Raw genomic sequence first — 15,249 nt, 5'->3', positions numbered from 1 at the left:
TCAGCCTTCCTGCGAGACGAGCGGACGGAGGGAGGACACGCGTGTGAAGCGCAGGAGCCACGCCAGCAGCGCGAGGACGATCGCCGTCGAGCCCACCGCGAGGAACCCGGTGGCCGGGCCGCCCGCCGCGCCCGTGAGCCCGGCCAGCGGGGCGCCCGCGGCATTGCCCCCTGCCACCACGGCGCCGTACAGGCCGACCGTGCGACCACGGGTGTGTGCCGTCGCGAGCCGGCCGCACGCCGTGGCGGTCGCCGCGAAGGAGGCCGCGGACAGCATCGCCGCCGGCAGAACGGCGGCGAGCAGGAACCGCCAGTCCGGTACGAGCCCCAGCGGCACCGTGGCCAGCCCCAGCAGCAGCACCGGCGCCACCGGTGACAGCGTGGCCGGCAGCGCGCCGTACAGCACCCCGCCGGCCACCGCGTACACCCCGCAGGCCGTGATGAGCAGTCCGACCCAGTGCACCTCGCCCTGCTCGCGCATCACGCCGAGCAGGGACAGCTCGAACCCGGAGGACACCAGCCCGGCCGCGAAGCCGCAGATCAGCATGGGCAGCAAGCGCGCGACGAGTTCGGTCTTGCCGGTGGCCGGGGCCGTTCCGGGCGCGGAGGCGCGGGTGCCCGGACCGCCGTCCGCGGTGTCCGGCACGGCTTCGCCGGCCCGCGCGCGTACGGCGAAGGTGGCGAGACCGAGCACCAGCACACACCCCAGGCCCCACGCGGCGGTGGTGGTGGACGTCTGCGTCGCCAGCACGGCACCCAGCGCGGGACCGGCCAGATACGAGAGCTGACTGGTCACCGCGTCCAGGGCGAAGCCCGCCTGCTGGTGCTCCGGCGGCACGTCGGCGGAGATCACGAACCGGGTCACGGTCGAGCCGGGCACCAGCAGCACGCCCGACACCAGCGCACCGGCCACCAGCGCCGGATGGGACAGCCCGGCCGCCACCGCCCAGAAGACGGCCTGCGCGGCGGCGCTGAGCACGAGCACGGGCCGCAGCCCGGCCCGGTCGACGGCCCACCCCACCAGCGGCGCGCCCGCCATCACCCCGAGCATCCACGCCCCGGTCACCACGCCGGCGGAACTCAGGCTCCGCCCCAGACCCAGCGACACCTGCAGGGACAGCACCATCGGGATGGCGATGACCGGAAGCTTGACGAGCAGGCCGAGAACCAGGGTGGTGCGCAGACCGGGCACCGTCAGCAGCCGCCGGTAGCGCTCCACCCCGCCCGGCTCGCCCGGCGCGCCCCGGCGCCAGGGCACCCGGCGCCGCTGCTCAGCCGAAGACCGCGACACGGTCGCTGACGTCCATGGGCGCACGCCGCGCCGACGGCACCGCCGACGGGTCGGGCGTGCCGATGTCCAGCGCGCCGAGCAGCCGTTCCTGCTCGGCCAGCCCCAGCCGGACCCGCAGGGCCTCGGAGGTGCACAGGCGGCCGGTGCGCCACTTGCTGCTGTAGCCCCGGCCGTGCAGCAGGAGCATCAGGCTGTACGTCATGGTGCTGGCGGCCGCGAGCTGTTCCCACTCCGGGATGCGGTGGCCGACGTGCGGGGTGAAGACCAGCATGGCCTTCAGCGGGGCGCGCACGACGGAGGAGACGAGCTGCTCACGGTCGGCGGCCGGGTCCTCGTCGGCGAGGCAGTCGGCGACCGCGGTGAGGCCGTCGCCGCGCACCAGGATCCAGCGCCACGGGCGCAGCCGCCCGTGGTCGGGCGCGGTCGCGGCGCCCTTGAGCAGGTAGCGGAACTCCTCGTCGCCCGGCGCGGGAGCGCCCAGCGCGGAAGCGCTGCGACGTGTGAGCACGGCCGTGATGATGTCCACAGGTCTCTCCTCGTCCGCGTGTCTCGGGTCAGTCGGTGAGCATGCCGGAGTACAGGTCCGGCTCCAGGCGGCGCAGCGCCGCGTAGTCCTCCTCGATGCGCTCCCGGCTCGGCGAGACCAGGTAGAGATTGCCCGGACACGTCGCCAGATTGACGGTGCGTTCGAGGAGGGGAACGGTGTCCAGGGTCGTGTCCATGCCGTAGAAGGAGGGCAGGGCACGGATACCGCTCAGGTCGGGCGGGCGGACCACCTTGCCCTCGGCGGGGCTGAGCAGATAGACGTGCCGGGCGTGCAGCCGGGGCTCCGGCCGGGGCCGGCGGGTCGCGTGCCGGAAGCCCTCGGGGTCGAAGTAGCTCAGCGGGAGCAGGGAGTTCTGGCTGCGTCCGCACACCGTGAGCACGGCACCGGGGTCGCAGGCGCCCTCGACACGCGCACCGGTCTCGATGAGCACCGGCCCGCCGGAAGTCAGCATGATCTCGCTGTGCGCGGTGCCGTTGTCGACGCCGAGGGCCGACAGGACGTCCCGCAGATAGGACTCGAGCTGTTCGTACTCCGGTTCGTCCGGGTGGACGAGGTCGGAGTACACGCACACGGCGGTGGCGTCGACCATCTGCCGCCGCATCCGCCACACATCGGTCACGTGGTGCTCGCCCCGCGAGCTCACCGAGTTGACGGTGTACTCGACCCCGCCGCTGTGGACGATGTCCTGCTGGACCAGCAGCTCGTCGTTGACCTGCCCGAACAGGCTGACCGTACCGCGCAGTTCGGCGAACGCACCGCGCACGTCCTCCTCCGAGGCGCAGAACCGCACGCCCTCGGCCGAGGTGCCGGCCAGGGGCTTGACCACCGCACGGCCGTCGGTGCGCGTGCGATACCACTCCACGGCGGTCGCGGCGTCGGAGGTACGGCAGTGCGGGATGGCGGCGAGGCCACGGCTCAGCAGGGCCTCCGCCATGTGGTACTTGTCGCGCCGGGCGTGGGCGGTCCCCGGTGCCATCGCCGGGATCCCGGGGAAGTGCGGGGTCAGCCGGTCGGCGAGGGCCACGCCCGACTCGCCGCCGGGCACGACACAGGCCACGTCGTACTCCCCGAGGCCCCGCAGCACGGCGTCCATGCCGTCCGCCTCGTGCAGCGTGAGCAGGAAGTCCTCCGGGCGGAAGGAGGCCCGCCAGAACTCCGAGTCGCTCTCCTCGGTCAGAACGGCGACACAGCGGTGCCCCAGGCCGTTGAAGAGCTGACCCAGCTTGGTTCCGGCGCGCAGCGGATCGACGATGGCGACGACGGAACGGGGGACGGCGGTCACGGGCGCGGCTCTGCGCTCACGGCGTCCGCCAGCTCGTTCCAGAAGCCGGCGAGCAGGTCCAGGTAACCGGTGAACCCCTGCTCCAGGGCCGCGAGGTCCTCCTCGGTCCGGCACAGCGCCGCCGAGCTGGAGACCGCGTGCAGCTTGTGCTCCTTCTCGGTCGCGCCGATGTGCAGGTAGAAGAACTCGCAGTGCTCGTGGAACTCCTCCAGGGCGAAGTGGTGCATGTAGTTGCGGGCACCCTCGTAGAGGCGGACGAGCTGGGCGTAGGCGTGCCACTCCTGGGCCAGCAGCGCGCCGCAGCCGACCTTGACGTTCTCGTGTCCGAAGAGCTTCGCGCCCTCGTCGACCAGGCGCTGGGTGGCGGGCAGCACGGTGGGGTCGATGTCGTCGAAGTCGACCTGACGGCCGCGGATGCGGGACAGCAGGGCGGAGAAGAAGCTCTTCAGCAGGACGGTGTGGACCTTCTTCGGGTCGCCCCCGCCCATCTCGTCGTTCAGGTTCTCGATCGTCTCTGCGCGAGCCACCAGGTCGTCCGGCGACATCCGGAGGAAGACCAGGGCGAGCCTGTTCACCGTGGGGGAGACCTGCGCGTAGAAGTTGCGGGCCACCGTCTCCACCTGGTCGGCGGGCAGTTCGGTGGACTGCCACAGGTCGTAGAAGGCGTTGTTCAGAGCCGCGTGGCGGTACACGGATTCCGCGAGGTCCAGTACGCGCTTCTCGGCGACATCTGTACGCAGCTCCATTCGGGTGGCGGTCATGAGTCGTCCCTTCGTGGATGTCGGGCACCTGCACGCATTCGTGATGCTCGGTTTATCCCGTGGATTCGCGCACCTGGTCCCGACTGCCTGGTCCCCTGAAATTCCCGGTGGTGCGAGTCGTCCCCAACTCTGGCACCTCGGGAACCGATCGAAGATCAACCGTACGTATACTTATTGCGCAGGTGCCGATTCGGAGGGGTGGACGAACGTGGATGCGTACGGCATACCCGACTCATCGATCCTGTCTCCGCTCACCGAGCCGGAACTCGCCGTGTATTCCTATGCGGTCGGCCAAGCGGACATAGGGGCCGGCGAGTCGCTGCCCCTGGACGGCTTCTCCGGTGCCGAGCTGGCCGCGGCCGTCGAGAGCCTGAAGCGGCGCAGGCTGCTGCTGCCGGTGCAGGGCGCCGAGGGCCGCTATGTCGCGGCCCCGCCCGACGCCGCCGCCGAGGAACTCGTCCAGCCCGTCATGCACCGCGCCTTACTGCTGCGGGCCGCTGCGGACCGGCTGCGCGACACCCTCTCCCCGGTGTACGACAGCGGCCTCGAACGCCGCCTGCGACGGCCGCTGTTCGAGCAGCTGCACGACGTCGCGGCCGTGCGCGAGCAGCTCAACCGGTTCGCCGCCGAGGCCCGGTCCGAGGTGCTCAGCTCCCAGCCGGGCGGCGGCCGCAACGAGGAAGTGCTGCGCGAGGCCATCACCCGCGACGAGGCCCTGCTGCGCCGGGGCGTGCGGATGCGGACGCTGTACCAGCACACCGCGCAGTTCAGCGAGAGCACCGTCGCCTACGTCGAGATGACCACGCGGCTCGGAGCCGAAGTGCGCACGCTGGGCGACGGGTTCATGCGGATGATCGCCTTCGACGACGAGATCGCGGTGATCGAGCAGAAGGGCAACCCGGGCGGCGCGCTGGTGATCCGGGAGCCCAGCGTGGTGGCGTTCCTGGTGTCGGCGTTCCAGCTCCTGTGGGGACAGGGCGAGCCGTTCCCCGTCAACCGCGGACGCGACCAGGCAATCCACACCTCCGACAAGACGAAGGAGGACATCATCCGCCTCCTCGTCCTCGGTGAGCCGGACAAGGTGATCGCCCGTCGTATGGGCATGTCGGTCCGGACCTGTCAGCGTCACATCGCCAAGATCATGGAACGCATCGGCGCGCGGAGCCGCGTCCACGCCGGCTATCTGCTGCACCAGTACGGCGACGCGGTCCCGCCGTCGGTGACCGCGGCCGAGTCCGAAGAGCCGGACGAGACCGACGAGCCGGACGAGGGCGACGCGTAGGCCGCCCCGGCGGGCGCCGATCAGTCGTCGAAGGCGGCGAAGAGCTCTCGCTTGCTGACGTCACGGATGCGGCTGACGTCGAATTCATTCGGGTCCGCTTGCGAAAGGGAGTCGAAGACCAGGTCGATGGCCTGTTTGAGGCCCCATGCGCTGGTGTAGGGAGGCCAGCCGGGGCTTCCCTTTTCGATGTCTTCCTGGCGGGTGAAAAGGTAGTTCGCCCAATCCTTGTGCGACGGATACCTGTGGTGGAAATCGTGTGTGGGCGTGTCCGCCGTGATCACGCAGAACCGGATGGGGGCGTGCAGGAAGGCCATCCGCAGCGTCCACCTCGCCCAGGCGCGGGCCCCCGGCAGCAGACCCAGGCCTGGGGCCGGCGCCGCTTCACCGAGGAACACGGCGTTGGTGAGGGAACCGAAGTACTCCCTCCCGCGCTTCACCTCGACACCAGGGGCGGGAAAGGTGTGCTTGCAGCACAGGCGGGTCATGTTGCTGAGCTGGAAGAGCGGGATGAGCGGAACACACCAGATCACCAGGAACGCCAACCAAGCGCCGGTCGCCACGGTGGCCGCCACGGTGCCCCCGTAGAGCACGACTGCGGTGACCTTCTCACCCAGCATCGAGCCGTGCCAGAAGGACCGAGCCCGACCCCATGCGAACGCGGCGTGGAAGAGCGGCGAGCACGCCTTACCGACGACCCGCCGGTACATCTGGCGACGCGTCATACCGGGGTGCAGGTCGAGGGTGATCAGAAACGCCTGGACAGTGGGATCGCGCAGCGTCATGTGGTGTGCCGCGTGGTGGTCACTCACATGCTCCTTGCTGTAACGCTGGTAATGCTGAACGATCAGCAGGCTCGAAATGGCAGCGCCGATGGCCGTGTCCAGCTTGCGCCGCCGGAACATGTTCCGGTGGGAACACTGGTGAAATATCAGCATGCGCAGGTTGCGCATGCCGTGGAGTGTGATGGCCCAGCTGGGCAGGAGCAGCAGAAGCCACCATCCGGATGCGTTCCACGCGGCTGCGCCGAGGGCAACACCCAGAACGGGGGCGAGGAATGCCTGCGCGAGATGGTACTCAGGGGTCCACCACCGGAAGGGCCGCTGTCCGCGTAACGGCTTTCCCGTGAATACCGTCAGCGGGTACTGGAGGAAGCGGGGCAGGACGCGCATGGATTCGCGGGGGTCAGGTGTCCCGTCGAGCTGGGCTTCCCCTGGAGATTCAATCGTCAGTGACATGGCAAACGTCTCCTGCGTCGACATGTATCGACAGAAGTCTATGAATTGTGAACAGTCGAGATTTCGCGCATGCTGATGGTCACGGAGGACGCAGCGCGGTCCGCTGCCGCTTCCGCTTCGGCTGCCGTCGCACCGGTGGCGATGACCAGACCCAGCCGGTCCCAGGAAGAGCGCACGTCCTTGACGACATCCCCGGGGCTGCGGCTGATGTCGACGCGCTCCACTCTCGGGAGTGAGCGCGCGAGGTCGACGCCCTGAATGTGATCGATGGTGCCCGGACCCGCACCGGTCAGGAAGCGAATCGCCGCTGCGCACCGAGGGGTCAGCTCTCCCTGGTGCTGCCCGGATTCCTCGCCCAGGAGCATTCCGATCCACCGGTCGTGGATGTTCGTCGCGTAGACCAGATCGATCAAGTCCATGATCCGGTCTCCCGGGGGGCGGCCGGCGCACTCGATCAACTGTGGGCCGGCGTCGGTCAGGACCCATTCGGCGTGCAGAATGCCGCTGCCGTAGCCGATCGCGTCCACCAGCCGCTGCACCTCACGTGCCCAGACCGGATCGGTCCGTCCCGCGACGGTGTGGCCGGTCTCGACGGGGCTCGGCCCGGGCAGGGTGTACTTGCGTGTGAGGTTGCAGAAGGTCACCGTACCTTCGCGGACGAGGGCCTCCGTGCTGAACTCGGGGCCGTACATGCGCTCTTCTACCAGGTAGCGCCATTCCATGGGCCGCTTGGCGAGCTGCACCCCCTCGTCGGCCTGACTGCAGTCCTGCCAGGCCTGCTCGACATCGGCGCCGGCTTCGAGCAGGAGCACGCCCAGGCTCGCCTGACGGCCCGCCGGCTTGACGACGCAGGCCCTGCCCCGGGCGAAGTCCGCGATGTCCGCCGCGCAGTGGATCTCGCGGAAGGCCGGACCCGTCATTCCGGCCGAGGAGGTGACTTCGCGCAGCCGCAGTTTGTCCCTGAGGATCATCGCGGCATCGGTGCCGGCGCCCGCCAGGCCGAGCAGTTCGGCCGCTTGCGCTGCCGCGACGACCGCGTACTCCAGGCCCGCGACCACAGCGTCGAACGGACCGGCCGTGCGCACTGCTTCGAGGAAATGGTCATCCTGCTGATAGCGGCCGAAGAGCACGGTGCCCAGGCAGGCGTGTTTCGCCGCCCTGGGCGCCAGGTTCTTGGCGTCCCACAGGTCTTTCTCTTCGATCAGGGTGACGCTGCCCGGCGGGCGGCAGTCGTCGAGTGCGGCCAGTGCCGTGTCGTTGTAGCCGATGAGCAGGAGGTGCATGTCAGCGCGTTCCCTTGCGGATGAGGAGTGCGGTCAGGACTCCAGTGGCGGCCAGCGCGTACCAGAAGCCCGCCTGGACACCGTGAGCGGCGGCCAGCAGGAAGAAGGTGCCCCCGACGAACGAGCCGGCCGACTCTCCTACCGCGGTGGCCACCTGCCGGAGGTTGAGTACCTCGACGACGGGCCGCTCCCCGCCGAAGTCGGCGAACGCCGTGCTCACCGTCGGGGTGAACAGGGTCTCGCCGAAGGTGAAGACCACCACTGCCGCGAAGGCCACGACGAGACTGCCGCCGTTCACTCCGAGTGCCGCGAACGCGCAGGAGAAGGCGAGCAGCCCCATGAGCAGATACCGCATAGCCGGCTCCCCGCGATCCATCCCCCGCCTCATGTACACGGTGACGGGTATCTGCAGGGCCACCACCAGCACGGCATTCACCGTGAAGAACGCCGCACGCAGCGCGGGCCGGGTGGTGAGATCCGCGATCTGCAGGGCCAGCGCCGAGAAGAGCTGCGCGTACAGCAGAGAGCCGACGGCGGTCACCACCGCGACCCGGCGGATCTGTCGATCGGCGACGATCACCTTCAGAAGGCCCAGGCGCAACGGGGGGCGGCTCGCCCCGTCCGACAGCCGCAGCCCGCCCGGGACACTGAACAGCACCGCGAGCGCGGCCGCCGTGTACAGGACCGCCACCGAGGCCACCAGCAACCCGTAATGCCCGTCGGCGAACAGGAAGTTCGCCGCGATGGGGCCGAGGGCCGCCGAGATGTTCACCGCCACCTGGATGCCGGAGAAGATCGTGGTACGGTCGCCGGCCGACGGAAGGGCCATCACGACGTATGCCCGTGCGGTCAGGCCGTTGATGCTGATGCCGAGCCCGGCCAGGACCAGACACAGCAACAGGCCCGGGACGCCCGGCGCCACGGGCAGTGCACCGAATCCGACCGCCGCGAGAAGAAGGCCGGTGATCATGGCCCTGCGAGTCGGCGTACGGTGCAGATACCCGCTGACGAACAACGCACCGCCGCGCAGGGCGAACGTCAGCATCAGCAGGGCCGCGCCGACCCACCACGCGCCCACGCCCGGATGCAGCTCGGGGATGAGCACCGGCAGCACGGGAAGCAGGGTGAAGTAGCCCAGGTGGGAGAACAGGTAGTCGAGCACGATGGTGGCGCCGACGGAGCGCACGCTCGGGTCGGCCGTCCCGGCAGGGGCGGGAGCCTCGTTCTCCACCATCAGGGTGCCCCGATCTCGATCCGCAGGCTGTCCCTCGCCCCGGCGAGGACGGCTTCCACCTCGTCGGCTGTGGCCGCACCCGCCACGAAGACGCCGTGCCGATCGGCGGAACTACCGACCGCCGCGAGCACGTCGCCCGGCCGGACGTCGAGGTCGGCGGCGAGCAGGGCGGGCTGGTCCGTGGCCTTCTCCCACCCCTCGACGGACTGGACGCGGCCGGCGTCCAGGACGATGAACTCCACCCCCGCCGCACCACACTGAGGAGGGGTCTCCTGCGGCGGATGTCCGAGAAGGTCGTCAAGAAGTGCTCCGAACATCTCGAAGCGGGGCAGGGTGTGCTCGACGAGGGCGTGGATGAAGTCGCCGCCCGGTCTCGCATGGATCTCCCCGAGGACGACGTCGCCTTCGCCGGTGACCCAGAACTCGGCGTGCACGAGGCCGTGGGTGACCCCGGCCGCCGTGACGGCGCGCACGACTGCGGCTCGTGCGGCGGCGTCCGTCGTGGGCGCCAGACCGGCGGGTGTGCGGTGCCCCGTCTCGATGAAACCGGCACCGGTACGTTTCCGCGTCAGCGTGAGGATCCGCAAGTTCCCGCCGGCCATGACGCCTTCGGCCGAGAACTCATCACCCTCGATGAACTCCTCGATCAGGAACGGCCGGCCGCTGTCCACACGCGCGAGAGCGGTGGGCAGGTCGGCCGCCGACCGCACCAGTGAAACGCCCGCGCTGCCCTGTCCGTCACGCGGCTTGACGATCCACGGCCCGGTTCCGGCCCTGTCGGTGTCGGCCAGGAACGCCCTGGCTGCGGCCAGGTCGCTCACGACCGTGAAGCGCGGCTGGTCGAGCCCTGCGGCGCGCAGCACGGTTCGGCACAGATCCTTGGTCCGGATGGTGCGGGCCGCCTCCACACTGTTTCCGGCAACCCCGAAGGCATCGGCGAGCAGCGCGGCGGGCACGACCCCCGCTTCCTTCAGGGTCATCACCGCCCTCACCTCGGGATGCGCCGCAGCGAACGCCCGGCACGTGTCGGCGTCGGCGTCGGTGAACTCCAGTTCCGTGAACTCGTCGGCCGGCATCCGCCAGATCCCTGACCGCAGGTTCGCCGCGGTGTCCGTCCCGAGCAAACGCACGCCGCGGGCACGCGCTTGCTCGGCCAGCCTGCGCATCTGGTCCTGTCCGTGTGGCGAGGCGGTCGTGCACCCCACGACGACAACGGTGGGGGCCGCGCCGTCAGCCGGCATCGCAGACCCTGACGGTGATGGCTTTCTCAGCGGCTTCGAGGGAGGCCTCGACAGCCGCGCGGGAGTCACCCGTTGCGATCACCGAGAGGATGCCGCTGGAGACGAAGTCGGCGGGCGGGACACGCACCGCGTTGCCAGGGGTGCGTTCGATCGCGATGTGCTCGACACCCGCTACGGTCAGCGCCTCGCCCAGACCGTCGATCGCTTGCAGGGTGCCCTCCTGTGTGCCGAGGATCCTGGTGAGGCCGGCGTGGAGCGCGGGCTTCGTTCCCAGGACGGGCTCTTGGCCGGTGGCCACTCGGATGGTGTTCTCGCAGAAGGGCTCGCCGGTGGCCAGGCCCACGAGGTGGGAGATGATGAAGTCACCGCCGCCACGCGCCGCGCACTCCACCAGCTTCACGCCGCCCTCCGGGTGGACCATGCATTCCAGGTGGAAGGCACAGTCGTCGATCCCGAAGGCGGAGACGACGGCCCGCGTGAGATCGTGCACGGATTCCAGCCGGTCGGGTGCCAGGGCACTGGGGAAGAGATGGCCGGTCTCGAGGTGGTAGTCCGGTGTGGTGATCTTGTCGGTGACACCGGCGATGTAGACCGTACCTCGGTGCACCCAGCCCTCGACGCTGTGCTCGGTGCCGACCAGGAACTCCTCGATGATGATCTCACCGGAGTGGCCGGTGAACACCCGGTCGACGTCGGGGCGCACGTAACGGGAGAGCTGGTCGTAGGCGGACCGGAGCTCGTCGTCGTTCCGGACCGTGTGGATGCCCTTGCTGCCGTTGCCCGAGACGGGCTTGAGGACCAGCGGATACCCGATCCGGGCAGCGGCCGTGACCGTCTCGTCCCAGGTGACGACCTGAGCGAAGGCGGGGATGAGGTCGGGGCGGTCCGCGAGCGACCGGCGCATCAGGTACTTGTTGCGAGCGACTTCTGCCGCGGCCGGGGACGGTGCGGGCAGGCCGCGCTCGGCCGCGATACGGCTGACCGACTCGACACCCGGGTCGGACCAGGTGACGATGCCCGCGATCGTGTGGTCGGCCGCGATGGCCTTGACCGCTGCGTCGACTGCGGCGTCGTCGAACGTGTCGACCTTGTGGACGACGCGGACGATCTCCCGGGGCAGGTCGGCGGGAGGGCTGTCGGCGATCAGCGCGACACCGTAGCCCAGACGGTGGGCGGCGGTGAGAGTGGCGCGCTGTTCCAGGGGGGTCCGGCGGAGGTTGAGGAAGACGATGACGTCCCCGTTCGCGGACTCAGACATGATGCTCCAGTACGTTGTCGATGATCGTCTTGCGGTGCCAGTGGTGGTCGAAGGCGGTGACCTCGACCGGTCGACCGTCCCGGGCGGCCTCGGCCACCATCTGGGAGACCCCTGCCAGGAACCCGGCGACCTGGGTGACCGCCAGCAGCTCGGTCTGGTTGAAGGGATCGCCCTCGCACCGCATGACGCGCAGGTCGGTCAGGCTCTTGAAGGCGAGGCCGGCGACCATGACCTGCTCCGGACTGCGCGCCGAGTAGCGGATGTTGTTCGCGACGTGTCCTCGGTGGTGCAGGTCGGAGTGCACGGCGATGTCCGGCAGAGCGTGTGGGGCGAGGAAGTCCCGGGCCTGCACCGCGGGATCCTTGGGCAGGTTGCCGGGCATGACGTGCCAGGTGTTGTACTGCATACGTGCCGACATCGCCCAGGCGGAGTCGGCGACCCGGGCCCGGTCACCGTCATGGAGGGCGAGCGCGTTCGCGCTGGGAACGACGCAGCAGTAGAACTCCGGCAGCTCCCAGGACACGATCTCCTTCCAGGCCTGCCTGTCGAGCGCGTCGACGAGTTTGGGCAGCGACCGGATACCGCGGCTCAGCGCGAAGTCGGCGCCGAACAGCTCGACACTGGCGGCCACCGTGGTGTGGATCAGCGCCTCGAAACCGGTGGGGGAGCCGTTGCACGGGCGTCCCAGCCATTCCCGGTCCTCGCGCAGTGCCGTGAGCACGGCGCCGAAGTCGGAAGCCGACCGCGGAAGCAGCGGAGACAGACGCGCGCAGATTCCCCGCTCCTGCGCGCTCGTACCGCTCGTCCGGGGCAGCACCCGCTCGGCCTTGCGGCGGGTGGTCGCGTTGATCTCGTAGTGCAGCCGGCGGTTGTCGACCAGGCCTGCTCGCGCCCGGGCCAACTGCGGTGCCAGGTCACGCAGTTGCGATACGTGAGGCGTACCGTCCGGAAGTTCGGCCACGTCCGCCCCGGGGTCGGCCTCGGTGTAGACGTCACGCATCGCACGGAAGTTGTCGGCGATGTTGTCCAGGGACAACTGGTAGCCGTTGAAACTCTCGATGCGGTTCGGCCCACCTGACGCGTGCAGCAGCCAGAGACAGCTGATGACGACGGTCTCCTCGTCCAGCCACAGCTCCAGCGGAAGCCGGTCGAGGTGGTGGAGGAAGCAGTCGGGATGCGTGGGGAGCAGCGTCTTGCCCGTCAGGTTTCCGTCGCCGCGCAGGTTCGAGTAGACGGCGGATCCCTGGAAGAACATGACCGGCGGGACGAGGAAGACCGCGTTGCGGATGGTGTCGACCGCGGCCTTGCGCCCGTCTTCTCCCATCTCCGCCAGCAGGGCCCGGCATTCCTCGGTCTCCTGGGCCGTCCGCCGGTCCACCTCCAGCAGCAGGGTGCGGTACTCATCGAGGTCTTCCTGCGTCCAGGAGATGCGGGCCGCGACACCGGTTGCCGCGGCCTCCGGGGGCAGCGTGCGGTTTCCCGGAACGGTGACGACCATCCTGCCGTGCGGGGTGAGCGCGAGCGAGCTGGTGAAGACCGCGCCGTCGTGGCTCCCGGGCTTCCCGGTGCCACCGGGTTCCCCGGGGCCGGGCGCACGGCCGGCACGGGTGAGCATGCGGATGGCCGCCGCCTCCGCACGGGTCGAAGACCGGTCGGCGTCCTCACGTTTCAGGTGACCACCCAGGGTGATCAGGGTCTCGATCATGTCCGCCGTGCTCGGTGCGGACCGGGCGCTGGCGAGCGTCTGCTTCAGCAGGCGCTCGAAGCCCGCCCCGTCCAGCACACGGTCCGGCTGCTCGGTGGTCCCCGCCGGCCGGTCACCGCGGCTCGGCCGTTTGCTTCGCCGTGCCTCCTCCATCGCGAGCCGTCTGGCGCTCTTGGCCATCACCGCCGTCGGTTCACTGCGCGGCACGGAAGTTCTCCTGACCCTCGACATAGGTCCACAGGGATTCCTCAGTGGGCTGCCACTCGGCATCGGGGTAGATGCAGTCGACCGGGCAGGCCTGAACACACTTCGCACAGCCGTTGCAGAGCTCGGGCACGATCACCACGTCGAGACCGAGGTTGTAGACGGCGCTGAACTGAGGAGGGCACGCCCGCATGCAGGAATCACAGCCGATGCACTCAGCCGCCTCGATACGCCGGGGCTCCTTCTTCCACTCATCGTTGCGGCGGCGCTCCGTGATGCGCTGCTCAAGCGAGGTGGCGGGCGTCACGAACGCCTCTTCGGTCTGCATAGACATCGCTTTCGCTGAATACGGACACAAGGCAATGGGATCTGGAGGGGGAAGGCACGTCCCGCGTCACCGAGTCGGGGTGGCGCGCTGGAGGACCTTCAGCCGGCCGAAGGCCAGCAGACCCTCGTCACCACCCTCGTAGCCGTAGCCGCTGGCGGCCCGGCCGCCGAGCGGCGCATCGGGAGCCGCTCCGCCCACGCAGTTGACGGACACACTGCCCGCGTCGAGGCGACGGGCGAGAGCGGTGGCACGGCTGGTCTCACCGAAGACATAGGCGGAGAGCGCGAAGTCGGTGGCATTCGCCATGGCCACGGCCTCCTCGGCACTGTCGAAGGCCACGACCGGCGCGACAGGCCCGAACGGCTCCTCCCTCAGGATGCGCGCCTGTGGTGGCACGTCGGTCAGGACAGTGGCGGGGTAGTAGTAACCCGGAGTGTCGGGCAGTCGGCCCCCCGTCCGGATCCGGGCACCCTGCTCGACCGCGTCCTGGACGAGTGCGTGAACGGAGTCCCGGCGTCGTGCGTTGTTCAACGGGCCCATCGTTCCCGAGCCGCCGTGAGCCGACCGCTCGTCGTCGCACAGCGGTGCCGCGCGCACGAATTTCTCCACGAACTCGTCGTGCACACTCCGGTCGATGAGGAACCTGCTGGGGGCAGCGCAACTCTGTCCGGCCGAACTGAACTTGGCCTGGGACAGCAGGGCGACTGCCCGGTCCAGGTCGGCATCGGCGGTGACGATGACCGGCGCGTGCCCGCCCAGTTCGAGAACGCACTGGGTCAGCGTGGCGGCGGCTGTGTGGGCGATGGCCTTGCCGACCTTCGTCGAGCCGGTGAAACTCACCAACCTGAACTCCGGCCTGCCGACCAGCTTTTGCGTCACTTCGGCAGAGGCATGCACCACTTGAACCGTGCCCGGAGGAAGCCCGGCGTCGGCAGCTGCCCGGGCGAAGGCGGCGATCACCTGCGGAGTCTCCTCCGGCGCCTTGATGACGACAGAACATCCCATCGCCAGAGCAGGCCCCAGTTTCCGGGCGAGAACGACGGCCGGGAAGTTCCACGACACGATGGCGAGCACCGGGCCGACCGGGTCGACCTCTACGGTGCGCTCTGCTCCCGCCCGCTCCGAGAGGGGGGTGGCGCCGGTGACACGGACCGCCGCGTGAGCGCTCCAGCGCAACGTCTCCACGGACCGGGCCAGTTCGGCTTCGGCCTCCGCGGCTGTCTTGCCGTGCTCACGGCTGAACTCTCGGGCGAGCCGGGGAGCTTGCTGCTCAAGGAGCCCGGCCATCTCCAGCACCCGTGCGCACCGTTCGCCGACCGGTACGCCGCGCCACACGCGGAAGGCATCCTCGGCCGTCCAGGCGACGGTCGAGATCTTCCGCTCCGGCAGCAGGACGACCTCACCGAGCGTCTCCCCGGTCCGCGGGTTCTCGATGTCTAGGGTCTGTCCTAAGTCCCTGTTCACGGTCTTGCAGCACCTCAGGCAAGTTCTCTACGCGATACGTGTCGTGGACGTCTTCAGAACGGCCCGTGAGGCCTGGCGCCGACAGACGCGGGACGGGGCGCCAGAACCTCGGCGGGCACGATCACACCGGCACGA

13 protein-coding genes are annotated in these 15,249 nt (G+C 69.7%); 1 reads left to right on the top strand and 12 read right to left on the bottom strand.

Annotation, left to right across the window (positions count from 1 at the left end; translation table 11 throughout):
- The 4 genes from SCNRRL3882_RS04375 to SCNRRL3882_RS04360 are packed head-to-tail and all read right to left on the bottom strand — an operon-like array spanning position 1 to position 3,880.
- Entirely contained in the window at positions 1-1,290 is a 1,290-nt protein-coding gene (locus tag SCNRRL3882_RS04375; RefSeq protein WP_158688465.1) for an MFS transporter, read from the bottom strand.
- Positions 1,271-1,816, bottom strand: a complete 546-nt coding sequence (locus SCNRRL3882_RS04370) for a nitroreductase family protein (protein ID WP_010047292.1) — start codon at positions 1,814-1,816, stop codon at positions 1,271-1,273. The genes SCNRRL3882_RS04375 and SCNRRL3882_RS04370 overlap by 20 nt, the downstream gene beginning before the upstream one ends.
- Positions 1,817-1,844: 28 nt before the next feature.
- Positions 1,845-3,119 (bottom strand): ATP-grasp domain-containing protein, encoded by a 1,275-nt coding sequence (locus SCNRRL3882_RS04365; RefSeq protein WP_010047294.1) that lies wholly within the window; start codon positions 3,117-3,119, stop codon positions 1,845-1,847.
- Positions 3,116-3,880, bottom strand: coding sequence for an iron-containing redox enzyme family protein (locus SCNRRL3882_RS04360; RefSeq protein ID WP_010047298.1), 765 nt, complete (start codon positions 3,878-3,880; stop codon positions 3,116-3,118). The genes SCNRRL3882_RS04365 and SCNRRL3882_RS04360 overlap by 4 nt, the downstream gene beginning before the upstream one ends.
- A gap of 208 nt (positions 3,881-4,088) precedes the next feature.
- Between SCNRRL3882_RS04360 and SCNRRL3882_RS04355 the strand changes: the two genes are divergently transcribed.
- Complete coding sequence (locus SCNRRL3882_RS04355) at positions 4,089-5,162, top strand: helix-turn-helix transcriptional regulator (RefSeq protein WP_010047300.1); 1,074 nt, start codon at positions 4,089-4,091, stop codon at positions 5,160-5,162.
- Positions 5,163-5,182: 20 nt separating this feature from the next.
- On the opposite strand, the gene SCNRRL3882_RS04350 is transcribed toward SCNRRL3882_RS04355, so the two are convergent.
- From SCNRRL3882_RS04350 to SCNRRL3882_RS04315, 8 genes are all read right to left on the bottom strand, one after another.
- Positions 5,183-6,421, bottom strand: coding sequence for a hypothetical protein (locus SCNRRL3882_RS04350; RefSeq protein WP_010047303.1), 1,239 nt, complete (start codon positions 6,419-6,421; stop codon positions 5,183-5,185).
- A gap of 14 nt (positions 6,422-6,435) precedes the next feature.
- The gene (locus tag SCNRRL3882_RS04345; protein ID WP_010047305.1) at positions 6,436-7,680 is read right to left on the bottom strand and encodes an ATP-grasp domain-containing protein; all 1,245 of its coding nucleotides are present in this window, start codon (positions 7,678-7,680) and stop codon (positions 6,436-6,438) included.
- A 1-nt stretch (position 7,681) separates the two neighbouring features.
- Positions 7,682-8,914, bottom strand: coding sequence for an MFS transporter (locus SCNRRL3882_RS04340; RefSeq protein ID WP_010047307.1), 1,233 nt, complete (start codon positions 8,912-8,914; stop codon positions 7,682-7,684).
- Complete coding sequence (locus tag SCNRRL3882_RS04335) at positions 8,914-9,990, bottom strand: ATP-grasp domain-containing protein (RefSeq protein ID WP_158688466.1); 1,077 nt, start codon at positions 9,988-9,990, stop codon at positions 8,914-8,916. The genes SCNRRL3882_RS04340 and SCNRRL3882_RS04335 overlap by 1 nt, the downstream gene beginning before the upstream one ends.
- 154 nt (positions 9,991-10,144) lie before the next feature.
- On the bottom strand, positions 10,145-11,413 hold the full coding sequence (locus tag SCNRRL3882_RS04330; protein WP_010047312.1) for an ATP-grasp domain-containing protein: 1,269 nt from the start codon (positions 11,411-11,413) through the stop codon (positions 10,145-10,147).
- Positions 11,406-13,325, bottom strand: coding sequence for a hypothetical protein (locus SCNRRL3882_RS04325; protein WP_010047313.1), 1,920 nt, complete (start codon positions 13,323-13,325; stop codon positions 11,406-11,408). The genes SCNRRL3882_RS04330 and SCNRRL3882_RS04325 overlap by 8 nt, the downstream gene beginning before the upstream one ends.
- On the bottom strand, positions 13,312-13,650 hold the full coding sequence (locus SCNRRL3882_RS04320) for a 4Fe-4S dicluster domain-containing protein (protein WP_010047315.1): 339 nt from the start codon (positions 13,648-13,650) through the stop codon (positions 13,312-13,314). Before SCNRRL3882_RS04320 ends, SCNRRL3882_RS04325 begins: the two co-directional genes overlap by 14 nt.
- A gap of 66 nt (positions 13,651-13,716) precedes the next feature.
- Complete coding sequence (locus SCNRRL3882_RS04315) at positions 13,717-15,114, bottom strand: aldehyde dehydrogenase family protein (protein ID WP_010047317.1); 1,398 nt, start codon at positions 15,112-15,114, stop codon at positions 13,717-13,719.
- Between the last annotated feature and the right edge of the window lie 135 nt (positions 15,115-15,249).

Source organism: Streptomyces chartreusis NRRL 3882, from assembly GCF_900236475.1.
GTDB classification, from domain to species: domain Bacteria; phylum Actinomycetota; class Actinomycetes; order Streptomycetales; family Streptomycetaceae; genus Streptomyces; species Streptomyces chartreusis_D.
Note: the sequence above shows the minus strand (reverse complement) of the source record. Positions and strands in the feature narration are given on the sequence as shown.